The following is a 25,925-nucleotide window of genomic DNA, read 5'->3' on the forward strand; positions in this document are numbered from 1 at the left end:
AAATCTCCTAAATATCATTATTTTTATCAAAGTCTTTAAAAGTTACATAATCACCAAAATAAATTAAATGACCAGCTCCAGGTTGACCATTTCTATTTTTAGCAACGGTTAAATTAACTAATTGACTTTTGTTATTTTCGTTCATTTTGTCTTTATCTTTGGGTTCTTGAACTCTACTGATAAATAAAACAATATCAGCATCTTGCTCAATTGAACCACTTTCACGTAAATCGTGTAATTGAGGACGTTTGTCTTCTCTGTTTTCAACACTACGTGAAAGCTGACTTAATGCTATAATTGGCATTTTTAATTCTAAGGCTAATGTTTTTAAACTTCTTGAGATAATAGACACTTCATTTTGTCTATTTCCATTATGCTTATCTCCTCCAGAAATCAATTGTAAATAATCAATTACCACTAAGTCTAAATTACCTTCTAAAGTTTTATAAAGATGTTTAATTTTTCAAACAATATCAGTAATTTTACTTGTAGGTACATCATCAAAATACATATTAATATGATCTAAATTATTGTATTTTTCAGCAACAATTCTTGAAATTTCATCATTGGTTAATTGTTCTGGATTTTGTAATTTATTTAATGGTATTTCAGCACTAGAAGATAAAAAACGTCCAACAAGTTCATGAGTTGGCATCTCTAATGAAATAAAAGCAATATTTTTAGTTCGAGATTTAAAGGTAATGTTTTTAGCAATGTTTAAAGCTAAAGCAGTTTTACCAACTCCAGGTCTAGCTGCAAGAATAATAAATTGTCCAGGTTTAAAACCTAAAACATATTTATCAATTGAATGATATTCAGTAGTTAAATTACTTAATAATTGTCTTTTATTACGAACATCATCAATGTATTTAGCATATTCATCACTGGCATCTTTAATTGAAATAAAATTACTATTTTCCATTTGAGATTGAACATTTAAGGTTTTAAATTGATCAAAATCTTCTAATAAATCTTGATATTTTAAGTCCTTATTATTTTTAAAAACATTTTGATAAGCATTAAAAAACGATTCAACATTTCTTAATTTATATAATTCAATAAACTTATCTAAATTAGCAAAGAAATTATCAGGATTACTAATGGTTGAAGCAATATCATTTAGATAATAATTATCTAATTGATTGTACTCAATATTATTTTTATTTTTTTCAATCAATGAAGTAAGATCATTGAAATTGAAAAAAATATTTTTGTTATTAGATGCTTGTCTAGTGTTTTGGATTAATTTAAATAATTGTTTATTAGCTAAATTAAAAAACATATTTTCATTTAAATAATCTAAAGCTCTAGCTTGTTTATCATCATCGCTTATCATTAAAGATAAAATTGTTTTTTCTAAGTTGTTATCATGAAATATAGTGTGATTATTAACTTGGTCTAAAACAATATTTTTATAAGGTGATTTATTATTTGTGTACATGAATTGTAATTTCTATATTGATTTTAGCTTTAATATCTTTATATAATACCGCTTCTACTTCATGAGTTCCTTGAGAAACTAAGTGAATTTTTGATAAAGAGTGTTTTGGTAATTTATAACCTAATTCTTTTAGTTTTTTATCAACGTCTTTAGTTGAAATTGAACCATGAACATTTAAGTTTTGATTTCCATCAATATTTGCTTCTAATTTGAATTTTAAAGTTAATGTTTCTAATTGGTCTTTTAATCTTAAAGCATTAGTTCTAGTTTCATGCTCATCAGCAGCTAAGTTATCTAATGTTTTTTGTAGTTGTTTGTAAGTTTGTTCATTGTATGGTACAGCAAAACCTTTTCTTACTAAAAAGTTAGTTCCATAACCACTAGCTACTTCAATGATTGTGTTTGCTTTTCCGTCTTTACAATCTTTAATTAATATTACTTTCATTTAAATTTCTCCCTGTTGTCATTATTGCGTGTCAAATGTTATCGATAAATGTAGTCAAATCTTCATCGCTAACAGCAGCAGCAGTACCAAAATGGCCACCACCGCCAACAGCTTCACAAATGATTTGCACATTGGTATCAATACCTCTAGCACTTAATTTATAGAGTTTAGTACCTTTTAATTTAGCTACTACAAAACTTGCAACTCTACCTTGGATTTTTAATATTTCATTAGCAGCTATTGAAATAACATCATTAGTTGCTTCTTCTTCAGTATAAGCTAAATAAAATCCTTCTTTAACTTCTTTAATATTACTTAAAATTCTTTGTACTTGTTCAAAAGTATCATCATCAATTTTAAGTATTTCACTACTTTTAGTAGCTTTTGCTCCTTTAGTTTCTAATCATGCTGCAGCTTCAAAAGCCCTAGTAGTAGTTGATTTAGTAAATTGGTTGGTATCTAAATAAATACCATTTAATAATAATTGAGCTGCAGTAGAACTTAGATTAATTTTATGATCCATAAAATTAATAATTTCTGTAATTACTTCACAAGCACTACTTGCAGAAGTATCGACATAAGCATTAACTTTTGGACAAAAGTCAATGGCTTTAGTGATACGATGATGATCAAATACAAAAATATTATCTCTTTCAGCATTGATTAATGCATCAACATTATCAGTACGTTCAGGATCAGAGTTATCTACTAAAATTACTAAAGTATTAATATTAGTAAATTTACTTGCAAATTGATCATTTTTAACAAATATTTTTTCTTTTTTAAATGATTGATTTTTAACTAAATCATCTAATACTTTTTTAGCAGTAGCATCAAAAGTGGTATTACCAATATATACTTCTTTATTGAATGATTTAGCCATTTCATAAATGGCATAACTTGCACCTAAGGCATCTAAATCAGCTAATTTATGACCATAAACTATTACTTTTTCTATTTCACTAGATTTAAGTTTAGTTTCTAAAATTCTTGCAACTAAATTTACCTTACTACGGTTTTTATCAGCAACAATTTCTGAATTTGAACCATAATAAATTGGAGGGTGATCATTTGCAAAAATAGCAATCTGATCTCCACCACGACTTTGAGCTTGCACTAGTGCTTTTTTTGCTTGTTCAAGCTTTTCTTTAAGCATTGACCAACCTCTAGCAAAACCAATACTTAATGATAGTTTGCTAATGGTGTTATCTAATTCTGAAATTCGTTTGTGGATATTGATAAAAAGATCAAATTCTTTTTTACTTATTTCAGATAATGATTTTTCATTGGTAATAATAATAAATTTACCATTTGTATATTGACGATAAATTAAATTATATTTTTCCATATATTCTTTAATTACATCAACTACTACTTTGTTAATAGTAAATAATTGCTCTTCTGAAAGAATTGATTGATATAACTGAAAGTTATCAATTTCAATTTCTCCAATAACAGCTTTTTCTTCTCAAGTTTCTTTTTTAAATAAGTTTTCTACTGAAATATCACGAATAACTATTGTATTAGATAAAGGTCAAAATTGTGCTTCATAGACATTACCATTATTTTTAAATTCAATTCTAGTAGATTTAAGAATTTTATTTTCTTCAATTCTTGAATCAAGTTTAATGAAGAAATCTATTACACTAATTCCAATAAAATCTTTATTAAACTTATTAGAAATAAAATTACTACTTCATACAATTTTTTGGTTAATATCATAAATGATAATACCAATATTATTATTAGTCATAATTTCTTCAATAAAACCATTAAACGATTTTTTAACTAATTCTCTAGATTTAGCAAAATTATAAATTGCAAAATAAAGAATAGCAACTGTAGCAATTAATGTTAATACAATTGCTATAGCTAAAAAAACACTAATTCAATGATTGGGATTAGACCAAAAGAATAAAACAATTAGTATCAATGAAAGAATGAATAATAAAACAGTTGATGAAATAATAAGAATTGTAGTTTGTTTATTTCGCATTATACCTTTCAAATATATTATGCTTAAATTATATAATAATATGCAATATCACTTAATTTATATTAAGTATTTACCAGTTAAATAAAAAAGACACTTTTTTAAAAGTGTCTTAAATAATTATTTGTTAAATTGATTGTAGGTATCAATTCTAGAAAGAGCTTTTTTAAGTTTTAATTCAAGTTTTGAAATATCACTATCATTAGATTTATGTGATAATTGAGCTTGAATTGTATCTCTTTCACGTTCAGCACGCTTAACATCAATATCCTTAGCGTTAATTATATCATCAGTTATAATGTTAACTTTTTGTTGATCGGCATAAACTAATCCACCACCAATTACACATTTTATTGATGAAGGATCATGCTCTCAACCAATAATAACATGGCCAATTTCAATGTTACTAAATAGTGGGGTTCTGCTTGCGGATAATCCAATGTATCCTTCAGCGGTTTTTAAAGTAACAATATCAACATCGCCTTCATAAAAAGTTCCATTAGGTACAGTAATTGTTAAATGTACTTTTTTCATTATTTTTCTTCTTGAAGTTTGTTATATCTAGCTATAACATCATCAATGCTTCCTGCATATCTAAAAATATCTTCAGGATATTCATCATAAGCACCAGTGAAAATTTCTTTCATACTTCTAATGGTGTCGCTTAAAGGAACATAAGCTCCTTTAATTCCTGAGAATTTTTCAGCAACGTGGAATGGTTGAGAAAGGAAGTTTCTAATTCTTCTAGCTCTTGCAACTATTTTCTTATCTTCTTCTGAAAGTTCTCCCATACCTAAAATAGCAATAATGTCTTGAAGTTCTTTAAATCTTTGTAAGATTGCTACAACTTCTTGAGCTACAGCATAATGATCTTGTCCAACAACTAATGGATCGAGTAATCTTGATGATGAGTTTAATGGGTCAATTGCAGGATAAATTCCTAAAGCAGCAATCCCACGATCTAAAACTGTTTTTGCATCTAAGTGAGTGAAAGTTGTTGCAGGTGCTGGGTCAGTTAAGTCATCAGCAGGAACATAAACTGCTTGAACTGAAGTAATTGATCCTCTTCTAGTTGATGTAATTCTTTCTTGTAATGCACCCATTTCAGTAGCTAAAGTAGGTTGATATCCAACAGCACTAGGCATTCTTCCTAATAAAGCAGAAACCTCACTACCAGCTTGAGTAAATCTAAAGATGTTATCTATGAATAATAAAACATCTTGATTTTGTTTATCTCTAAAGTATTCAGCCATTGTTAAACCACTTAAAGCAACTCTCATTCTAGCACCAGGAGGTTCATTCATTTGACCAAATACTAATGCAGTTTTATCTAAAACTCCAGCAGCTTTCATTTCATAATAAAGGTCATTTCCTTCTCTGGTTCTTTCTCCAACTCCAGCAAATACTGATAATCCATTATGTTGAGTAGCAATATTGTTAATTAACTCTTGAACTAAAACTGTTTTTCCAACTCCAGCTCCACCAAATAAACCAATTTTTCCACCTTTAGCATATGGAATAAGTAAATCGATAACTTTGATTCCTGTTTCTAAAATTTCTGATGTTGTTTTTTGTTCTTCGTAGCTTGGACTTTTAGCATGAATTGATGAACGTTCAATATCTTTATCTAATGGTAATTCATCAATTGGATTACCTAAAACATCAAACATTCTTCCAAGGATTTTATTACCAACAGGTACTTGGATAGGAGCTCCAGTGTCAATCACTTCCATCCCTCTTTGAAGTCCATTGGTTGAAACCATTGAAATAGTTCTTGCAGTATCATCACCAATGTGTTGAGCTACTTCAAAAGTAAATACATTACCTTCAAATTCTAATGTTAAAGCATTAAGTAAATGTGGTAATTTACCTTCTTGGAATCTAACATCAACAACAGGTCCTAAAATTTGAACTATTGTTCCTTTATTTTGAATCATTATAACCTCCTTTATTATGTTGCATCAGCTCCTGCAACGATTTCATTAATTTCTTGTGTAATAACTCTTTGACGTTCACGGTTAAATTGCAAGTTTAAATCATGAATTAAATCTGAAGCATTATTAGTTGCATTTTCCATTGCATTTCTTCTTGAAGCCATTTCTGAAACTTTTGAAGAAGTACCTAAACAATAAATTAAACTTCCTACATATAGTGGGATTGAGTTTTTTAACACAACTTCAGCATTAGGTTCAAACTCAATAGTTTCTGAAGAAGCAGTATGATTGTTTAAGTTTAATGGGAATAATGTTAAACAAACAGGATCTTGATTAATATTATTAATGAACTTAGTATAAATTAAATTAATTTCTGAAATTTCTTTATTGTTATACATTGCTAATGCTTTTTTTGTAATTTGACTACCAATTTCATAACTTACTTTTTCACCATAATTTACATAAGAGTCAATAATTTGATCTCTTAAGTAAGATGAATGAATAATGTTATATCCTTTAGTACCAATTACAATGATTTTATCTTGCTTAGAAATTTGAGATTTTAACATATTAATAACATTGGTGTTATATGAACCACAAAGTCCTAAATCACTGGTAATTACAACATATAATTTAGCTTTAATATCAGTGTTTTTTGGGAATATGTTATAAAAATCTGTTTCTTTAACATGATCTAATAAACTATTAAATGTATCGTTTAATAAATCTAAATAAGATTGAATGTTTTGAAATTCTTCTCTTGTACGTCTAAGTTTTGCAGTAGCAACAAGTTGCATTGCGTTAGTAATTTTTTTAGTGTTATTAACAACAGAAATACGGTTTTTTAAACTATTTAAATTAGCCATTATTCACCTTGGTATTTAGCAGGAAAAGGTTTGTACATATTTGCATCATAATTTGGAATTGTTAATATAATGTTTTTAATGATATCAACTAATGCTTTAGCAATTAGTTGATAATTTTGTTCACTAATTACTTTAGTTTGATTTATTTCTTGATAAATACTTTGTCCTTGATCATCAATTCAACTTAATACTGCATCACGATATTCGTGCATTTTATCTTTTGGTAATGGATTAATAATTCTTTCTTTAACTCCAATTAACATAATTGCTTGAGCAGTTTGAGCAATTGGGAAATATTGTTCTTGACGTAGAAGTTCATAAACTTTTGCACCATGTTGTAAGATGGTTTTGGTTGAGTCATCTAAATCTGAACCAAATTGAGCAAAAGCTTGCATTTCATTGTATTGAGCTAATTCTAATTTTAATGAACCAACTACTTGTTTCATTGCTTTAGTTTGAGCTGCAGAACCAACTCTAGAAACACTAAATCCAATATCAACTGCAGGACGTTGTCCTGAGTTGAATAAACTTTCTCTAGTAAAGATTTGACCATCAGTAATTGAAATAACATTAGTTGGGATATATGCTGAAATATCTCCTTGTTGAGTTTCAATAATTGGTAAAGCAGTTATTGAACCTCCACCATAATTTTTGTTTAATCTTGCAGCTCTTTCAAGTAATTGAGAGTGTAAGTAAAAAACATCTCCAGGATAAGCTTCTCTACCTGGTGGTCTACGTAGTAATAATGATAATGTTCTATAAGCAACAGCATGTTTTGATAAATCATCATAAACAATTAAAACATCTTTACCTTGAGACATTCATTCTTCAGCAATAGTTACTCCTGTATATGGAGCAATGTATTGTTGAGGAGCTAATTCACTAGCTCCTGCAACTACTATAGTTGTATATTCTAAAGCATCAGTATCTGCTAGTTTTTGTACAATTTGAGCTACAGTAGAGTTTTTTTGTCCAATAGCTACATAAACACAATTTACATTTTTACCTTTTTGGTTAATAATTGTATCAATAGCTATAGCAGTTTTTCCAGTTTGTCTATCACCAATAATTAATTCTCTTTGTCCTTTACCGATTGGAATCATAGTATCAATTGCTAAAATTCCTGTTTCTAAAGGTTGATTAACTTCTTCTCTAGACATAACTCCAGAAGCAACTTTAAAAATTTCACTTCTTTTTGTGTCTTTGATTGCTCCTTTTCCATCAATAGGATTTCCTAAAGCATCAACAACTCTACCTAATAGTGCATCACCAACTTGTACTGAAATAACTTCACCGGTTCTTTTAACAATATCACCTTCAGAAACTGAGTTAGCATCACCAAATAAAGCTACCCCAACAGTTTCTTCTTCAAGGTTTAGAGCTAAACCATATACATCGTTATTAAAGGCAACAATCTCACTATTACGTACTTTTTGCAATCCTGATACAAGTGCAATACCATCAGCTATTGAGATAACTTGACCAATTTCACTTCTATCAGCTTTATGATTCATATTTTTAATACGATCTTTAATGATTGCTGATATATCATCTAATCGAATTGCCATCTATGCTCCTTTCTTGTTTGAATTAAGAAGTTCTTTTTTGATTTTAAGCAAATCATTATAAAGATTTAACTCTAAAACTTCAGTTTTAGATTCAATTCTTATTCCACTGATTAAAGAAGGATCAACAACATTTTTTAATTCAATGGTCCTTCTTGTTACTTTTTGAATTTTTTCTTTAATTAATTCTAATTGCTTTTCAGTTAATGGAAAAGCTGAAACAACTTTTAAGAATCTAATTTTTAGTTCTTTGTTTGATAATTTTAAATATTCAACAATGATTTTGTGCAAATCACTAGTTGCTTTTCTTTGAATAATAACTTTAACAGTGTTAATTACTATTTCGTGTTTATCTTTTAAAATTAGATCAATTGTTTCCATTCTTTCTTTTTCAGGTATTAAAGTATTTTTTAAATATTCAATAAACTCAGGATGGGTATCAAATATTTCTTTTAATTCTTCAAATTGAGGTTGAATTTCTTTGAATAAATTTTCTTCTTTGACTAAGTCAAAAATAGCAACAGCATAAGCTGAGATGTTTCTTTTAATATACATTAAAGTTCCTCTACTGACTTATCTGAATTTAGAAATTCATTAATGATTTCATCTTGAGTTTTTGAAGAAATTTCTCTTTTTAATATTTTGTTAGCTAATTCAGTAGCTACTTCCACAACATATTTTCTTGAATTAGTTTGAAATTCATTATGTTGAGCATTAATGTCAATAGCTGTTTCTTCTAACATTCTTTTTGTTTGTGCTTTAGCCTTTTGAGTGTAAAAATTAGAAATTTTTTCAGCTCTTAATTTAGCTTTAGTAATTATTATGTCTGCTTGACGATGTGAATTTTCTAAGTTAGTATTAGCTTCATTGAATTTAGCTAAGCTTTCTTCTTTTTTCTTAATTGATTCATCAATGTTTGATTGAATAAATTCACTACGTTCTTTAAGCATTTTTTTTACGGGTTTATATAAAAGTTTATATAAGATAATAAACACAATAACAAAAGCAATAATAGTTGACACCATTATTGGTCAAGAAGGGATTAATTGAGCAAATTTTTCAGCTACCCCATCTCCAGGACTTTTTGGACTACTTGTTGCTAATTGATGTGTAATATTAAGAATCATTGTAAACCTTAGGCGAATTTAATTAATAAAGCAATAACAAAGGCATAAATAGCTGCGGTTTCAGCAATCCCTGCACCGATAATTAACATTAAACGAATTTTACTTTCAGCTTCTGGGTTTCTTCCAACTGCTTCACAAGCTTTACCTGCAGCATATCCTTGACCAACTCCAGTACCAATAACCCCAATAGCTGCTAAACCAGCACCAACTGCTAATAATCCAGCTTTTAATCCATTATCTGCTTCTTTAACTGTATTTGCAGCAGTAGTAGCAGTAGTAGCAGCTGTTGATGTAGTTGCTTCGCTTAATAAGTGTGTTAAGTTTTCGATCATAATTTCCTCCTAATAAACTGTTTCAGGTTCTACCTGAACTTTTTTTGTTTTTTTATTAAAATATGTTTTTACTTTAGTAAGTAATGATTTTTTTGGTTTTTCTTCTTCTGCTGTTCCAGATTCAACTAGTCAATACACCGCTGTAAGCAAGGTAAAGATATATGCTTGCAGAGTTGAACCAAATAAGTCGAAATAGAAATGTAGAGCAGGAGTGATTATCGGTGCAAAGAAGACTAATGGTCCTGAAGTTGAACCAGGAATTGTAGGACCAACTAGATATCCTAATAAAGCATAAATCATAAAGATAACTGTACTTCCACCGATGATGTTTCCATAAATACGGAAACTTAATGATATTAATGGTGATACTTTACCAACTAATTCTAATGGGTTAATTAATTGAAATAAATATTTTCATTTACGATATACTGCACCACAAACAAAAATACCTAATCAACTAGCTAAAGCTAAGGTAAATGGAACACTATAAGATGTAACAATTGGTTCAAATCCTAATACAGTAGTTAAATTACCAACTAATAAAAAGGTTCCTAAAGTTAAAATATAAACTCTAGATTTAGCTAAATTATTTCCAAATGTATCATCTAATTGTGATTCAATTCCACCAATATATGCTTCAGCAATTAATGCAACACCTTTAGGAGCTTCATTAGGTTTAACTTTTTTAACCTTAATATAAGCAGTTAATGATAAAGCAAAAATAATAATGACTGTTACAATTAGCGAAATTAATTGTGGATGAAATGGGTCATTTAGTTTTTCACTAATTGTTTCAGCATGAGATTGTGTCAATTGACTTATCATATATTAATCTCTCCTCCTTTCCATGTTGTTTCATTTTTTGGATTTTTGGATAATTGCTAAAGTTATAATTGTTAAAAAACTATTCAAAAATCCAAAACACATTGTAAAAAGATTGATAGGTTTATTAAATATTTCAATCTTATTTGCAGAGATTGAAATATTATTTTTTTCAATATAAGTTGTATTAATAAGCACAAGAAAATAAAAAATAACAGCCAATAATCCAAAAAACAATAATATTTTTAAGATACTAGCTATAAAACGAATTTTTTTAGTTTTTGTTGTGATTATTCAAGTGCTAAACACTCAATTAATTGATGTAAAAAAATAAATTATTAACCCACCGATAGCATATCCAAAAGCAAGACCGTAATTAATCTTAGACAAGGATAAAAAAATGATTAAAAAAATCGAAAAAATAGTTCAAAAAACTATTTGAAATTTTTTTTGATATTGTTTTATCATTATCCCCTTTCAAATTGCTTATGCTTATTTTATTACTTTTAAGCAAAAGTAAATAATATTTTTTGATTAATTTTGAAATAAATTTCTAATTAATTGGTTTTAGAAAAAAATTAATAAAAAAAGAACAAGTATTGTTCTTTTTGTTAGTTTAAACCATCCATTGAAACATCTTGTTTAGCAGTGGTTGAAGCTTGGAAATAAGGTAAAGTTGTTAAACACATTGCACAAGCAATAACGTTTGAAGGTCAAGTGAATAATGAACTATTAAATGATTGAACTTTAGAGTTATATAATCTTCTTGCAGCTGCTATTTCTCTTTCAATGTATGTACTTTCTTCCATTAATTGTTGGTATAAGTTTGATGATTTAAGATCTGGATAGTTTTCAGCTACTGCAATTAATCTTCCAAATACTGAACTATTTAATGATTCAATTTCAGCAGAATTTAATGCAGTTTGACCACTATCAGTTAATTTTCTTAATTTAGTAATTTGTTCATAAGTAGATTTTTCAAATTCTTTATATGAAGCAACTTGTTTTACTAATTTATTAAGTGTATCATAACGCTTTTGTAGTTGAGTATCAATTAATGATGCAGCTTGATTAACTTCATTTTGCATTCTCATTAATTTGTTTTTGATTACTACATTAATAATCATAGGAATGATAAGGATTCAAGAAGCATATCAAACCACTTTTCCTATTGTTCCACATTTAGCACTAACAATTGTGTTATCAACTTCAATGTTAGTTCCTTGTGGTTTTTTTACTTCTTCTTGATTGTATAAGTTAGCCATTAGAGCTCCTTTTGTTTTTGATTGATTTGATGAAATTATAAATTCGTTTTGGTAGAATTAATGAACAACCATAAATTACTACATAAATCACAAATACTACCATTGCATCTCAAGGATATCATAATCAATTTATCACATTATCTTTAGTTGCTGTGGGTATTCAAGTAAAAGTAACTAAAACACCTAAAGCAAAAATAACATTTTGTAAGGTAAATAAAGAAATCTTTTGTTTAATAAACAAATAGATTCCGCTAGAAATTACTAAAATAGTAAATAAAAAGTTCATTAAAATTCTTGCTCAAATTAAACTCTTAGAATTAAGAGAGAAATTTGAAATAGAATAAATATTACCACTAAGCAATAATAATACTATTCCAATAACAAAGAAAGTTATTAAATAAATATTTTTAATATTAAGAAGTTTTTTACTCACGAGAAGCCTTTAATTCATGAAGCATAATTACAAAATCTTTTAATGGCATAGTTGTAGTAGCTTGTTCACCATATTTTCTAAATGAAACTGATTGAGTTTCTTTTTCATTTTGTCCTAAAATTACTTGAATTTTTGATTTAGACATTTGTGCTTCACGCACTTTTTTATTTAATCTTTCATTTCTAGAATCTAATTTTGATCTAAATCCATGATCAAATAAATAATTATTTACTTCATTAGCATATTCTAAATCTGTTTCATTATTTACTGGAATAACAGTAATTTGTTTAGGTGCTAATCAAAATGGTAATACCCCTTTAGTTTGTTCGATTAAAATCGCAACAAATCTTTCATATGTACCAACTAATCCACGGTGAATCATAACTGGTTTTTCTTCTTCATTATCTTTATTAACAAAGCTTAAATCAAATCTTTGAGGTAATAAGAAGTCTAATTGTAAAGTAGATACTGTGATTTCATGTCCTAAAGCAGTAAAGATTTGAATATCCATTTTAGGTCCATAAAAAGCAGCTTCACCAATTTTTTCTTCGTATTTAACATTTAATTCATTTAATACATCACGTAATTGGTTTTCAGCTTCATTTCACATTTTGTCATCTTCATAGTATTTTTCTTTATCTTCTGGGTCTCTTAAACTTAATGAAACATAGCTAATTTCAATTTTAAATGCTTCTAGGGTTTCTTTAACTTGTTGGTACATATGTTTAAATTCATCAGCAATTTGATCTTTTCTAACAAATAAATGACCTTCAGTTAATAACATTCCTCTAACTCTTTCAAGTCCTGTTAAAGCTCCAGATTTTTCATAACGATAAAGTTGTGATTGTTCACTATATCTAATTGGTAAATCTCTATAAGATCTTTTTTCAGTTTTATAACAAATAATGTGATGAGGACAAGTCATAGGTCTTGGGATTAATCTTTCGTTTTCAACCACAATAGGTCTAAACATATCATCTTTATAATGAGCTAAATGACCTGAAATTTTATATAACTCTTCTTCACCAAAATGTGGAGTTAATACTTCAGTAAATCCAAATTTACGATCCATTTTTAATACTAAATTACGAATTTCATTGTGAATATACATTCCATCTTCTAATCAAAATGGTAATCCTTGACCTCCAAGTTTATTAAAAGTGAAAAGCTTCATTTCTTTACCAATTTTTCTATGATCACGTTCTTTACGATCTTTTAAGATTGCTAAGTATTGGTCCAATTCTTCTTTAGTATCTCAAGCAGTTCCATAAATTCTAGTTAATTGAATATTATCTGAATTTCCTCTTCAGTAAGCTCCTGCTAAGTTTAATAATTTAAAATGTTTAATTTTTTTAGTATCTTCAACATGACCACCAGCACAAAGGTCAATAAAAATAATTTCTTTACTTAAAGGATCAATTAAAGCATAAAAAGTAACTTCCTTACCTTGAGCTTTAAATTCATCATATAATTCTTTTTTATAAGGTTTATTTGTAAAATCATATTTAGATTCATCAACTTGTTGCATCACTAGGTTTCTTGAAGCTAAACGTTTCATTTCTCTTTCAATTTTATTTAATTCTGTATCGCTTAATGATTCTACAAATTCAAAATCATAGTAAAATCCTTCATCAGTTGCAGGACCAAATCCTAGTTTTACATTAGGATATAATCTTTCAACAGCAGCACCAAGAAGGTGACTAGTTGTATGGTTTAATAATTTATTTGCCTTCATTTTTTTCTCCGTATAATCCCATTTTTAACATTAAACGATTTAAAGTATTGCTTGCTAATGCTTTAGCATTTAATGCTCCATGGTTTGTTGCTTGATCTATTATTTCTAAAGCTTGATTGTATTTTTCTTGAATATTAATTAATAATGATTTAACAGAACTTGCTACAGCAATTTTAAACTCTTTATAATCTTTATCTTTAAATAAAGCTTCTGCTTGTTCTAAAGTAATATCATTTAAAGAAGCATAAATAGTTAATAAGTTTAAGATTCCAGGTTTATCTTTTGAGATATAGATTTTATTTTCTGAATCAGTCACTGCTTTTAATATTTTGTTATAAGCTTGAGTTGGATCTTCAAGTAAATAAATACATGATTTTACTGATGGATCACTTTTTGACATTTTTTTCTCAGGTTCTGTTAATGATTTAATTCTAGCTCCAACTTCAGGAATATAGCATTCAGGAATTTTAAAGTTCATTCTATATTTAGTATTAAATCTTTCAGCTATATTTCTTGTAAGTTCTAAGTGTTGTTTTTGGTCTTCACCAATTGGAACTAAATCTGCATTATAAAGTAAGATATCTCCAGCCATTAACGTTGGATAAATTAATAATCCCGTAGGGATTTTAACCGTTCCATTTCCTTGTTTTAATTTTTGAGATTTATCTTTAAATTGCGTCATTCTTTGTAATTCACCAATTGTAGTTTGATTGGTACATAATCATTGCATCATAGCGTGTTCAGCTACTTGTGATTGATAAAATATATTTGCTTTGGTGTAATCTAAACCACAAGCAATATATAATGCTACTACGGTTTTACGTGCTTTGATTAAATCTTTAGGTTTTAATTCATTAGTAGTTAGTGCATGTAAATCAGCTACAAAGAAATATGAATCATATTGATCTTGTAGTTTGATAAAGTTCTTAATTGCACCAATATAGTTTCCTAATGTTAAATTACCTGTTGGTTGAATTCCGCTAACTAATCTTTGTTTCATAAATAATCCTTTATTTATATTAATATATTATTTAATTATATTAAATGTATTTAAAAATGTAGCGATAAAATAAAAACTAGTTAATCACTAGTTTTTATTTTATCTTATTATTTTATAAAAAGAGAATCTTGGAAAATACTTGTTCCTTGAGATTTTAATGTTTCTTGATCAATTGCTGAATTAAAAGTTTTTAAATAACTTGTATTCATAAAAGCTCTATTACCAATGTTTTTAATATCGTTTAAAGCTTCGAAATTAACTGTTTGTATTCTTGAACCATAAAAAGCTTGATCACCAATTTTTGTTACTTTGTTAAATGTAGCTGCTTCTAATGCTAATGTTGAATTAAAAGCATTGTCTTTAATTTCAACTACATTAGCTCCAGTAATTGATTTTAATTTTTGGTTTTTAAAAGCATTTGGACCAATAATAGTTACTGATTCAGGTAAAACTAAATCTGTTTGTTTGCTTCCCGCTTCAGTAAGTCCAACAAGTTCATTTCCTTTAATTTTGAAATATCCAGTTTCTTTATTACATGAAACCATAGTAGCAATACCAGCCATAGGTACAAAAGCTGCTAATGTTAAAAATAATGATTTAAATTTCTTCATATCTCTCCTTATTAATTAAATATTATTAATATTAATAATAAAGCATTATGCTAAAAAGATAAATAAAAAAATGTAGCTATAAATAAATATAAATCAAATTATACTTATTTATAGCTACATAAAAATTGGCAGGAGTAGCAGGATTCGAACCCACAACACACGGGGTTGAAGCCCGTTGTTCTACCGTTGAACTATACTCCTAGCTTTGCCAATTTATTATACACTAATTTAAGTTCTTTTCAACTAAATTTATAATATCTTTTATTTGTTGAATTGACATTAATTCTTCATCACTAATAGTGATATTGAATTTATTTTCTAAATCTACAACTAACATAGCTAAATCTAATGAATCGATATTTAATTCTTTAACATTAGTATCTAGATTAAAATTCTTTTTAGTAACTTTATGTAATTCATCAAAAATAATTTGTTTAATTTCCATTATTGCTCCTAATTATTATTTCTTTAGCTTTAATTAAATCTTCATCAGTGATTAAATCCTTGTTTGAGTTGATTATTATTCTAACTTTATCAACAAGTTCAATCACCACTTCTTTATTAATTTCAAAAAATGAATCTTGATATTCAAAAATACTAAAGTGATATTTTTTATCTAAGCTCACATGTAAAACAATGTAATATCCAAAGTTTTGATAATATAAATATCCTGCATAAATTCCTGGATGAAGTTTAACTACATTATCATTAATTTTAAGATAGTTTTCTAATAAAGTAATACCGCTAAAACTGTAGTTATAAACTAATAATTGATTTAATTGATTAATATTACCAAATGTTATTTCGTCTTTGAGATATTTGGTACTAATTTTAGCATCTTTAACTTTTAATAGATCAATTGAAATAAAATTAATTTGTTGAAATTGATCTATTAAATCACTTAATTTAGTATTTCTATTATTCCCGAATTTAAAATCAGTTCCAGCAATAATAGTAACTGGTTGATTTTGGGTTAATTGATTAATAAATTCAGTAGCTTGTAAGTGTTTGATTTTTTCAAAATCTAACTCAACAACAGCATCAAAATTTAATTTAGCTAAGTTTAAATATTTAGCATTATTATCACAAAAGATACCTTTAACAATTTTTCTAGTATCAGTTTCATTGTTAAAAGTGACTATAATTTTTCTTCCTTTGTGCTTTAATGCTTCTTTATAAAGTTGATAATGACCTAAATGAAAAGCTTCAAAACAACCAATAATAAAAACATCGTTTTTATTACATTGAAATTCCTCAAAGTTATAAATTATTAAATCATTCATTAAATTAAACCTAATTCTTTAAGTTTTAAATATGCACCATCATATTCACAATCTAAAGCTATATCTTTAGCTACAGCTTTTAATTTGCTACTTGCTCTTTGCATAGCTACACCATATACTGCATCTCTAAGCATTTCAAAATCGTTTGAACTATCTCCAAAAGCAATTAAATTATCCATTGATAAATTTAATTTATCGCATAATACTTGTAATGTATGACTTTTGGTGATACCTATTGGACTGATGAAAAATCCTTTTGATCAATAAGAAGAGATTTCCATTTGTAAGTTGTGTTCTTGGATATATTCTGCCATTAATTGTGATAATTCTTTAGGATTAGAACAATTAATAGTGATTACATATAAATTATTTCTACTTAAGTATGCTTCATTAAAATCTTTGTAATTTTCTGCAAACGGTTTAGCAAATCAACTAGTTGGTTGCATAGTAGGTGATTTATAAACTGTATCAAAATCAGTTACTGAAAAAGCACTAATTTGATTTTCAAATCTCTCATACAATTGCACTACCTCTTCTTTAATTAATGTAGCTTTAAACATAAAATCTTGTTTTTTAACATCTCAAATAAATGAACCATTAGCACCAATAAAATAATCTACATACTTTAATTGTTCTAAAAAATCTCCAATAGTTGCGAATTCTCTAGCGGTTGAAATTACAGTAGTAATATTATTTTGCTTTAATAATTCAAACATTTTTTTGGTATTTGGTGAAAAAGTAGTGTATCCATTTGGTAAGATAGTACCATCAACATCAAATGCTGCAATTTTAATTATATCCTTTAAGTTTTTCATATTATTTTAACCTTTCATTAAATACGTTTTTAGGAAAAAAAGTATTATTCTCAACTCTTCCAATGGTAGCTACTTCATTATTTGAATTTAATCCAAAATATAAACCATTTAGAGCTTTTAGTTCAAAAGATCTACCATATTTAAGTGCATCAAAGTTAGAATTAACTAATTTAAAAGTTGGATTATCAAACAATAAGGTAGGATCTAGATCAATAAATTCTCCAGGATTAACCCCTGTTAAGTCAATTTCTCCTATTTTGGTTCTTTTTAAATAAGTCATAATGCAATTATTATTGCATTCTTTAGCTAAATCAACTAATAAAGTACGAATATAAGTGCCTTCAGACACTTCAATTTCAAATTCAGCAGTTTGATTTTTAAAATCAAAATTTAATAAATCTAATTTAAAAATTTTGATTTTATGAGCTGGAATTTCTACTTCTTGATTAGCTCTTGCGTATTCATATCCTTTTTTACCATTAATTTTTTTAGCACTATAAATGGGTGGAATTTGAGTAGTTTGTTGTTTTATAACTTCAATTGCTTTAATTAGTTGGTTTAACTCAATAGGTTCAGCATCAACTTTAACAACTTCTCCTGTAGCATCTAAAGTATCTGAAGCATAACCAAAACTACATTTAGCTATATAAGTTTTTTGTTTATTAGCTATATATTGTAATAGTTTTGTATCATAATCACTAGCAACTATCATTAATCCCTCAGCCATAGGATCTAAAATTCCATTATGCCCAATTTTTTTAGTATTAATAGATTTTGATATGTTTCTAACACTTTGATTAGCAAAAGAATTTGTCTTTTTATAATATTTATAGAACAATATTTTCTCCTTTGTTATCTAATTATATTCTAAAGTTGCATTATATAAATAATTAAAAAACTCCCAATTAGGAGTTTTTGTATTATATTATTGAAATTTAAAATTATTCAACTGAAACGTCAGCTCCAGCTTCAGCTAAAGCAGCTCTAATTGGTTCAGCTTCTTCTGGTTTAATGTCTTCTTTAATTGTTGCAGGTAAGTTGTCAACGATTTTTTTAGCATCCATTAAAGCGATTCCTAAGATATCTTTAACTGCTTTAATGATTTGAACTTTTTTACCGTTATCTGATTTAAGAACAACTTTAACGCTTGATTTTTCTTCTTCTCCACCTTCAGCAGGAGCTGCAGCAACAGCCATAGCAGCCATTGGGTCGATTCCAAATTCTTCTTTCATTGCGTCAACAAGTTCCATAATTTCTTTAATTGACATTTCTTTTAATGATTCAATAAATGTTGTTTTTTCTAATTTAGCCATTTTTATATTTCCTTTCTAAAAAAATATTATTATTCTGATTTTCCTTCACTTACTAATTTAAGTGATAATGACATTTGTTGTAATGGTTGCATCATTGAACGAGCAAGGATAGCAAGTGCTTCTTCGTATGAAGGTAATGAAGCAACTGTTTTAACACCAGCAGCATCAACCACTTTTCCTTCGTATGATCCAGCTTTAACCACCATTAATTTGTGTTTTTTAGCAAAATTAATTAATAATTTTGCAGCTGACATATCATCGTTTAATGAAAATGCAAAAATGTTAGGTCCTACTAAATGTTCAGCAAGATCTGCATAACCTGTTTCAGCAGCAGCGATTTTGAAAAGTCTATTTTTATAAACTTTAATTTCAACTCCAAGTTCTTTAGCTTGTTTTCTAAATTCTTGAAGTTCAGCTACTGTTAATCCACGGTATTCAGCTAAAGCGAATGCTTGAGAATTTGTAATTCTATCTTTAATTTCAGCAACAACTTCTCTTTTAGCAGCTTTGAATTTTGATTCTGACATTATTTGCCCCCTTTCAAAATTTTATGCAATACATTCTAGTTAAAACCAATTAAGGATATACACTTGGTAACTAATATTAAGCATAATGCAGTTACTGTCTTTATGTATTGCTTACATATTATAATGCAAAAGCTATATTTTAAAAATATTTTTTAATATCTTTTTTTATGTCTTATAAAAAAAGCACGGTTCTTTAAAAGAATAACCGTGCTTTTAGTTTCCTTGGATGTAAATATATATTTAAAAATTGGATGAAAAATAATACGGTAGGAAACTACATTAATTATAATCAATAAATAAAAAAATACAATAAATAAATTAAATTTGATGCTGCCTAAAATGCTTTAAATTCGTTTAAATATTAGAACTATAAAACTTTAATAAATAATATAAATATCTTTAAAAATTATATTGATTTATAGGTTAGATAGTTGTATAATATTTATGCTTCATCTTGCTAAAAAACCACCCCCAGGTTCGAAGTAGGAGGTGGTTTTGCAAAATGAAACAAGTTGTTTTTGGAACGATTTCTTAATTATAAGATATCGTTTTTTATAATCTTACTTATTTAGTTAAGATAAGCAAAATTATTAAAAGTATTAACAAAACAATTTGTCTCATTTTGCTTTTTTTTAATTCCCTTTATTAATTGCTTCATCTTGCCTCCTTGAGATACAGCAAGATAGCACCAAGGTGCGTGCCGCACCTCAATATGTATATAAAAAAACACACATAATGAACCAAAAATAAACTAACTTTAAACAAAGTGAAGCTATAGTAAACTCTATAAATATAAAAGAAAATGGAAAAATCCATTTTCTTTTTCATTAGCATAAAAAATCAAAATGCAAAATAGTGAAAAATGGTTATTCAAGGTCAAAAATTTTTAAGATTTTATGATAAAATTTTAATTAATAGTATGCTATAAATCAGTTTGTTTGGTATGATTTATAGTTTTTATTTTTTATATGGAGTTAAAATGAAATTATCAATTATTTCGCTAGTTGGAGAATCTGCTAGAGATGTAAGAAATTACTTACAAGATTTAAAAGAACAAGAAAATCAAGATTTTGAAGTTATCTTATTTATCAATAATAAAAAAGAAGCAAAAAACATCTTTGCTGAAACTAATTCATTTTTTGATTTCTTTAAAAATAGATTAAATATTGTATTTAATACTAAAAATAATTCATATCAAGTAAATTTAATCAATGCTTTTAAAATGGTAAAAGGTGATTTTGTTACTGTAATTAACTCTGATACCAGTTTAAAAAAAACTTATATCCAAAAAATTATTGACCAAGCTCAAAACGCCAATGTAGATGTTTTAGAATTTAGACCTAGAATCATCGGTACAATTAGGTATAAACCAAAAACCAGAATAAAAAGTGATATCGCTTATAAAACAAGTGATAACCCTTCAATTGTCGCTTACACTCATCCATTTATTTTTAATAAAGTTTTTAAAAGAAGTTTAGTATCTCAAATGTCTAAATATAAAGTGGTTAATTCAAATGATTCAAAATTATGTATTGGAATTATGTATTTATTAATGCTTAATGCTAAAACATATATGTATTTAGATTATAGAATTTGAAGAGAATATTTTGATTCAAATATTTGATTTAATTCTAAAAATTTTTTAAATGAATTTAGTAGTATCTTACAATATATCAATACCAAAGATATCAAACGTAGTGAAGAAGTTATTTATGCTAAGTATTATTTTTTAAAAATTTTACTTACAGCATTTTTAACTGAGACATCATTTATGTATAAAAAGTTTAAATATTTTGGAAAAGATGAAATTAATGAAAAGCGTAGTGCTTTATTGCAAAAAAAACATATTGAACTAATTACTAAAACTGAACAAAGTTCAGAGTATGAAAAGTTCATTTCAACTAACATTTATATGTTAAAAAATAATGATGAAACAAATCTATTAATCAAACCTGTTAAAACAATTAATAAAAATAAAATTTTGTCTAATTTAGAATAATGTATCAAAATAGTGGTTTATTAAGAAGATTTTTTGCTAACTTATTTGATTTTATATTAACAATATTTATTAGTATTGTTTTTTTTGCGACGGTATTAAACAAAACAAATGATCATAATTTAGTTGATATTACTAAGTCAACTAAATTATTTTATACTCCTTTTATTTTAATGTTGTTTTGGATTAATTTCTACTACATTGTAATGCCTTTATTATTCAAAGGAAGAACTTTATTTTATTGAATATTTGGGATTAAAATTATTTATACTCAAACAAAAACCTTTGATTGAAAATTAATTGTAAAACGTAATTATTTAGGTTGTCTTTATTTTTCAATTGTCATAATTTTGTTTTTGGTTTTTATCCATCCAAATCATTTTCATTTTAAGGATAATAAGATTGCTCTTGATAATACTATTTATACTCAGATAGTGATTAAAGTATTATCTATTTTTCTATATGTCTGAGTCGTGATTTTAGGTTTTGGTTCAATTTTTATGATTTTTAATCGCAAAAAGCTAACATTAATTGACAAAATAACTGATTCTAGAGTAGTTTTAAAAGACCAAATTATACTTGAAGAAAAACAAGAAATAATGCTATTACCTTTTTATAACTACCATAGAAATTACAAGTATTTAAATAATATAAATAACAAGGGAGAAGAATATGATACTTAAGAAAATTGATTTACTTTCTGATTTAAATGATAAGCAAAAAGAAGCTGTTGAATATTTTGAAAAACCATTAAGAATTATTGCAGGAGCAGGTAGTGGTAAAACTAAAGTATTAACAAGAAAAGTTGCTTATTTAGTTAATACTTTAGGAATTTCTCCAAAAAATATTCTTGCAGTTACTTTTACTAATAAAGCATGTAATGAAATGAGTTCAAGAATTGCAAAATATTGTGAGGATAACAAACTAAAAATCAAAGTATTTACTTTCCACTCTCTTTGTGCTAACATCTTAAGAAAACACATACGTTTAATAGGTTATCCAACTGATTTTTTAATTATTGATGAAATTGATAAAGTACAAATTTTACAAGAAATTTACCGTAGATTACAAGTATCAACTCATGAAATTAGTTATAAAAATATGATTCAATACATTTCTTGAGCTAAAAATTATGGTTATGATGCTAATCAATTTGCTGATAAATTAAAAGATCAAGTAAGTGATGTAATTCCTAGAATTTATCAAGAATACTTAAATGAGTTAGCTTCTAAAGGTTCATTAGATTTTGATGATTTAATTATTAATACCAATATTTTGTTTGAAACCCATCCAGAAATAGCAGCAAGATATCAAAAATACTATCAATATGTATTGATTGATGAGTTTCAAGATACTTCTGAAAATCAATATAACATTATTAAATCAATCGTTGGTAAAAATACCCATTTAACTATTGTTGGAGATCCTGATCAAACTATTTATAACTGACGTGGAGCAGATGTAAATTTAATCCTAAACTTTGATAAAGATTATAAAGATGCAAAAACTATTGTTTTAGATACTAACTATCGTTCTACTAAAAAAATTCTAACTGCAGCTAATAAATTAATTAAACATAATTCAAATAGATTCAATAAAGATTTAATTACCAATAATGAAGAAGGCGAAGACATCGAATTTTATCATGGATTTAGTGTTGAAGCTGAAGCTAGATGAGTAGTACAAAAAATTAATGAACTTAAAAAACAAAAAAATCAATTAAAAAATATAGCGATTTTATATCGTTCAAATTATTATTCTCGTCCTTTTGAAGAAGCTTTAATTCAAGAAAATATCAATCACAAAATTTTTAACGGTACTAAGTTTTTCCAAAGAACTGAAATTAAAGATGCTATTGCTTTTTTAAGAGTAATTGCTGATGGTCAAGATATTGCATTAAACAGAATTATTAATATACCTAACCGTGGGATTGGGGAAGTTACTCTTAAAAAATTAAAAGCATTTGCAGATAAAAACAGTAAAACATTATTTAAAACCTTAGTTGAAGATTGAAAAAAACTACCTTTAACTAAAGAAATGATTATTAAAAATATTTTCCCATTTCTTCAAATTATTGCTAAATATCAAAATGCTTTAAAATCAAACAGCATTAGTATTGTTTTAGATAAAATGCTTGAAGAAATAGGATATTATAAACATATTGAAGGAAACAAAAACCTTCGTGGATCAGCTATTGATAATGTTAAGGAATTAATTAGCTCAATAGCAAACTGAGAAGCTAAAAACCCTGAATCAAACGTTATTGATTATTTAAATATGGTGTCATTATTATCTGTTTCTGATGAATATGATAATATCACTAACTATGTTTCACTAATGACTATCCATTCAGCTAAAGGATTAGAATTTGATAATATTTTTCTTGTTGGACTAACTGAAGGAGTATTTCCTAGTTATAAATCATTAAGAAAAGATGAATATTTAGTATCTAGTGCTCAAACTAATAAAGATGAGGCAATCGAAGAAGAGCGTAGATTAGCTTATGTGGCAGTAACTAGAGCTAAGAAAAAATTATTCATTAGTGATTCAAGAGGTAAATTAATTGGTACTGATCAAAATAAAGTTCCTTCAAGATTTATTGTTGAAATGGGAATTAATTTACAAGATACCATTTTATTCAACAATCACTCATTAGATTTAGATGATGAAGATGAAAACGAGGATCAAGAAAGTGGAAATAATATTTTAGTGGGTGATATTATTAGTCACATTGTCTTTGGTGAAGGAGAAGTGTTAGATGTTAATTCATATGACATTGTGGTTAAATTTATTAAAGATGGAGCACAAAAAACTTTAAATAAAAATCACCCTTCTATTAAAGTGATTTCTAAATAATGTCTTGATTTATTGTATTAATTTTCTTAATTCTATTTTTCATACTAATTTGTGGAACATTTTTAATTATTCTTTATTATTTATACTTCCGTTCAACTTCTGGAGTAATTATTTTTGTTGTTGATAATAACAATCAAAGAGTTTTAAGATTAACTAATCAATATTATTTCTTTTCTAATATTTTTGATTCTAAAAAAATGAAATTTGATCGTTATTCATTTATTCGATTAGATGATTTTTATACATTTTTAGATCAAAAAGATGTTGAAATTCTTAAACATTTTTTTCAAAACGAAGAAACAGAATTAACTTTAGAATTTAGCATCAATCCTAATATTGTATCTAATTTAACTTTAGTTGAAAAAGTTATAAGTTTCTTTGATAAAACTGTTTTGAAGAAAAATAACTACTATTTAAATATTAAAAAAGTCGATAATAACCAATTTATTGCTAACATTAAATGAAATAATCAAATCAAAAATACTAAAACTGTTTTTAAAAAACAAATTTTTGGAACTAAAAAAATTAAAAGTTATCATCCAATAAGCGTTATTGGTTTAAGCTTAAGACCAATTTATTACAATAAAGAATTAAGTAATAATGCTTTAAAAGATATTTTTGATTTTTTAGAGATTAATGACTTTAAAAAAGTTTATTTCTATGATAGGGATTTAATTTATCTAACTTTAAATGATATATCTAAGAAAAAATATCAAACTATATTGCATAAAATTGATTTATTAAATAAAAATACTATTTTATCTAAATATTTTAATTCTGGTGCAATTATTAATAATTGAGAAATCAAAGACAATAACGATGTTGAACAGGTTTTAGGTTTAATTAGATATGCTAATGATTTAAATATTGTTAATAATCAACAAATAACATTAACTAAATCAACCTTAACTTCTAAGGAATATTTAGAATATAAAACCAATATGATGATTTATGTTGCAGAAAATCAAAATTGTGAATTTAAATATCAATTTATTGATATTTATCGTTATTTAACTAAAAATAAATCACTATTAGCTATAGCTAAAGTTAAACATCGAAACATCGATCCTAAATGAATTAAGTTTTTTGAACAAATTCCTAGATTTAATTATTCATATGAAGAATTATGATTCAACAACTTAAATCAAAGAAATAACTTAGAACATAAAAACATTTTATTAAAAATGTCTCAAGAAGTCTTTTTAAATCAAAAATTTAAAAAGACAAATCATGTCATTCCTTTAGTTTATTCTGATTTATTTGAATATAGTGAATTAAAAGATAAAATTAATTCTAACTATAGTTTAGGTATTGCTACTGCTTTATATGTTAAAGTAATTGATAAACCATTGATTAATGTTATTAATAGTACCAAGTTAAAAGCTATAGTTATTGCAAAAGATTTAGCTCAACAATTAAACAATACTCAAGTTTATTTTGATTGCATTAATCTAGTAAGACTTGCTAGTTACAATAAGATTCAAATTATTTATGAACAACCAAGAGATAATCTTGATCCTTTAATTGTTAAAAAAGCTAAAGTATTTATTGCTTACAATGAATAGG

General features: G+C 26.4%; 27 protein-coding genes and 1 tRNA gene. 4 read left to right on the plus strand and 24 right to left on the minus strand.

Annotated features, from left to right (window positions below; all coding sequences use genetic code 4):
• Window positions 1-7: 7 nt before the first annotated feature.
• From GE118_RS02465 to rplJ, 24 genes are all read right to left on the minus strand, one after another.
• A complete protein-coding gene (locus GE118_RS02465; RefSeq protein ID WP_158763866.1) occupies window positions 8-1,441 on the minus strand; it encodes a replicative DNA helicase in 1,434 nt (477 codons plus the stop codon).
• On the minus strand, window positions 1,428-1,886 hold the full coding sequence (rplI, locus tag GE118_RS02470) for a 50S ribosomal protein L9 (protein ID WP_158763867.1): 459 nt from the start codon (window positions 1,884-1,886) through the stop codon (window positions 1,428-1,430). Before rplI ends, GE118_RS02465 begins: the two co-directional genes overlap by 14 nt.
• On the minus strand, window positions 1,867-3,882 hold the full coding sequence (locus GE118_RS02475) for a DHH family phosphoesterase (RefSeq protein WP_233262742.1): 2,016 nt from the start codon (window positions 3,880-3,882) through the stop codon (window positions 1,867-1,869). Before GE118_RS02475 ends, rplI begins: the two co-directional genes overlap by 20 nt.
• Window positions 3,883-3,999: 117 nt before the next feature.
• Window positions 4,000-4,413 (minus strand): ATP synthase F1 subunit epsilon, encoded by a 414-nt coding sequence (gene atpC, locus GE118_RS02480; RefSeq protein WP_233262743.1) that lies wholly within the window; start codon window positions 4,411-4,413, stop codon window positions 4,000-4,002.
• On the minus strand, window positions 4,413-5,816 hold the full coding sequence (gene atpD / locus GE118_RS02485; RefSeq protein WP_158763868.1) for a F0F1 ATP synthase subunit beta: 1,404 nt from the start codon (window positions 5,814-5,816) through the stop codon (window positions 4,413-4,415). Before atpD ends, atpC begins: the two co-directional genes overlap by 1 nt.
• A 14-nt stretch (window positions 5,817-5,830) precedes the next feature.
• The gene (atpG, locus tag GE118_RS02490) at window positions 5,831-6,679 is read right to left on the minus strand and encodes an ATP synthase F1 subunit gamma (protein WP_158763869.1); all 849 of its coding nucleotides are present in this window, start codon (window positions 6,677-6,679) and stop codon (window positions 5,831-5,833) included.
• The gene (atpA, locus tag GE118_RS02495) at window positions 6,679-8,247 is read right to left on the minus strand and encodes a F0F1 ATP synthase subunit alpha (protein ID WP_158763870.1); all 1,569 of its coding nucleotides are present in this window, start codon (window positions 8,245-8,247) and stop codon (window positions 6,679-6,681) included. The genes atpG and atpA overlap by 1 nt, the downstream gene beginning before the upstream one ends.
• Window positions 8,248-8,799, minus strand: a complete 552-nt coding sequence (atpH, locus tag GE118_RS02500) for an ATP synthase F1 subunit delta (protein WP_158763871.1) — start codon at window positions 8,797-8,799, stop codon at window positions 8,248-8,250. It abuts the gene before it with no gap.
• On the minus strand, window positions 8,799-9,371 hold the full coding sequence (gene atpF / locus GE118_RS02505) for a F0F1 ATP synthase subunit B (protein ID WP_158763872.1): 573 nt from the start codon (window positions 9,369-9,371) through the stop codon (window positions 8,799-8,801). Before atpF ends, atpH begins: the two co-directional genes overlap by 1 nt.
• 8 nt (window positions 9,372-9,379) lie before the next feature.
• Entirely contained in the window at window positions 9,380-9,703 is a 324-nt protein-coding gene (gene atpE / locus GE118_RS02510; protein WP_158763873.1) for an ATP synthase F0 subunit C, read from the minus strand.
• Window positions 9,704-9,712: 9 nt separating this feature from the next.
• Window positions 9,713-10,528 carry a F0F1 ATP synthase subunit A gene (locus GE118_RS02515; RefSeq protein WP_158763874.1) on the minus strand — a complete coding sequence of 272 codons (816 nt, stop codon included), beginning with the start codon at window positions 10,526-10,528 and terminating at the stop codon, window positions 9,713-9,715.
• Window positions 10,529-10,531: 3 nt separating this feature from the next.
• Entirely contained in the window at window positions 10,532-10,993 is a 462-nt protein-coding gene (locus tag GE118_RS02520) for a hypothetical protein (protein WP_158763875.1), read from the minus strand.
• Window positions 10,994-11,136: 143 nt separating this feature from the next.
• Entirely contained in the window at window positions 11,137-11,790 is a 654-nt protein-coding gene (locus GE118_RS02525) for a LemA family protein (RefSeq protein WP_158763876.1), read from the minus strand.
• Window positions 11,783-12,223 (minus strand): hypothetical protein, encoded by a 441-nt coding sequence (locus tag GE118_RS02530; RefSeq protein ID WP_158763877.1) that lies wholly within the window; start codon window positions 12,221-12,223, stop codon window positions 11,783-11,785. The genes GE118_RS02525 and GE118_RS02530 overlap by 8 nt, the downstream gene beginning before the upstream one ends.
• Window positions 12,216-13,958 (minus strand): threonine--tRNA ligase, encoded by a 1,743-nt coding sequence (thrS, locus tag GE118_RS02535; RefSeq protein WP_158763878.1) that lies wholly within the window; start codon window positions 13,956-13,958, stop codon window positions 12,216-12,218. The genes GE118_RS02530 and thrS overlap by 8 nt, the downstream gene beginning before the upstream one ends.
• Window positions 13,945-14,958 carry a tryptophan--tRNA ligase gene (gene trpS, locus GE118_RS02540; RefSeq protein ID WP_158763879.1) on the minus strand — a complete coding sequence of 338 codons (1,014 nt, stop codon included), beginning with the start codon at window positions 14,956-14,958 and terminating at the stop codon, window positions 13,945-13,947. Before trpS ends, thrS begins: the two co-directional genes overlap by 14 nt.
• Before the next feature lie 107 nt (window positions 14,959-15,065).
• Window positions 15,066-15,569: a leucine-rich repeat domain-containing protein gene (locus tag GE118_RS02545; protein ID WP_158763880.1), complete on the minus strand. Its 504-nt coding sequence runs from the start codon at window positions 15,567-15,569 to the stop codon at window positions 15,066-15,068.
• A gap of 126 nt (window positions 15,570-15,695) precedes the next feature.
• Window positions 15,696-15,770, minus strand: a tRNA-Trp gene (locus GE118_RS02550).
• A 22-nt stretch (window positions 15,771-15,792) separates the two neighbouring features.
• Window positions 15,793-16,014: a phosphopantetheine-binding protein gene (locus GE118_RS02555; protein ID WP_158763881.1), complete on the minus strand. Its 222-nt coding sequence runs from the start codon at window positions 16,012-16,014 to the stop codon at window positions 15,793-15,795.
• The gene (locus GE118_RS02560; RefSeq protein WP_158763882.1) at window positions 16,004-16,852 is read right to left on the minus strand and encodes an FAD synthase; all 849 of its coding nucleotides are present in this window, start codon (window positions 16,850-16,852) and stop codon (window positions 16,004-16,006) included. The genes GE118_RS02555 and GE118_RS02560 overlap by 11 nt, the downstream gene beginning before the upstream one ends.
• Window positions 16,852-17,667 (minus strand): YcsE-related riboflavin metabolism phosphatase, encoded by an 816-nt coding sequence (locus GE118_RS02565; protein WP_158763883.1) that lies wholly within the window; start codon window positions 17,665-17,667, stop codon window positions 16,852-16,854. The genes GE118_RS02560 and GE118_RS02565 overlap by 1 nt, the downstream gene beginning before the upstream one ends.
• Window position 17,668: 1 nt before the next feature.
• Window positions 17,669-18,505, minus strand: a complete 837-nt coding sequence (truB, locus tag GE118_RS02570) for a tRNA pseudouridine(55) synthase TruB (RefSeq protein ID WP_158763884.1) — start codon at window positions 18,503-18,505, stop codon at window positions 17,669-17,671.
• 103 nt (window positions 18,506-18,608) lie between these two features.
• On the minus strand, window positions 18,609-18,980 hold the full coding sequence (gene rplL, locus GE118_RS02575) for a 50S ribosomal protein L7/L12 (RefSeq protein ID WP_158763885.1): 372 nt from the start codon (window positions 18,978-18,980) through the stop codon (window positions 18,609-18,611).
• Between the two features lie 29 nt (window positions 18,981-19,009).
• Window positions 19,010-19,507: a 50S ribosomal protein L10 gene (rplJ, locus tag GE118_RS02580; RefSeq protein ID WP_158763886.1), complete on the minus strand. Its 498-nt coding sequence runs from the start codon at window positions 19,505-19,507 to the stop codon at window positions 19,010-19,012.
• A gap of 979 nt (window positions 19,508-20,486) precedes the next feature.
• Between rplJ and GE118_RS02585 the strand changes: the two genes are divergently transcribed.
• The 4 genes from GE118_RS02585 to GE118_RS02600 are packed head-to-tail and all read left to right on the plus strand — an operon-like array spanning window position 20,487 to window position 25,924.
• The gene (locus GE118_RS02585) at window positions 20,487-21,506 is read left to right on the plus strand and encodes a glycosyltransferase (RefSeq protein ID WP_158763887.1); all 1,020 of its coding nucleotides are present in this window, start codon (window positions 20,487-20,489) and stop codon (window positions 21,504-21,506) included.
• Window positions 21,506-22,186 (plus strand): RDD family protein, encoded by a 681-nt coding sequence (locus tag GE118_RS02590; protein WP_158763888.1) that lies wholly within the window; start codon window positions 21,506-21,508, stop codon window positions 22,184-22,186. Before GE118_RS02585 ends, GE118_RS02590 begins: the two co-directional genes overlap by 1 nt.
• The gene (locus GE118_RS02595) at window positions 22,176-24,359 is read left to right on the plus strand and encodes an ATP-dependent helicase (protein WP_158763889.1); all 2,184 of its coding nucleotides are present in this window, start codon (window positions 22,176-22,178) and stop codon (window positions 24,357-24,359) included. The genes GE118_RS02590 and GE118_RS02595 overlap by 11 nt, the downstream gene beginning before the upstream one ends.
• The gene (locus GE118_RS02600; RefSeq protein ID WP_158763890.1) at window positions 24,359-25,924 is read left to right on the plus strand and encodes an MHO_4530 family protein; all 1,566 of its coding nucleotides are present in this window, start codon (window positions 24,359-24,361) and stop codon (window positions 25,922-25,924) included. Before GE118_RS02595 ends, GE118_RS02600 begins: the two co-directional genes overlap by 1 nt.
• Window position 25,925: the final 1 nt, after the last annotated feature.

This window comes from Mycoplasma sp. NEAQ87857 (genome assembly GCF_009792315.1).
Lineage (GTDB): Bacteria > Bacillota_I > Bacilli_A > Mycoplasmatales > Metamycoplasmataceae > Mycoplasmopsis.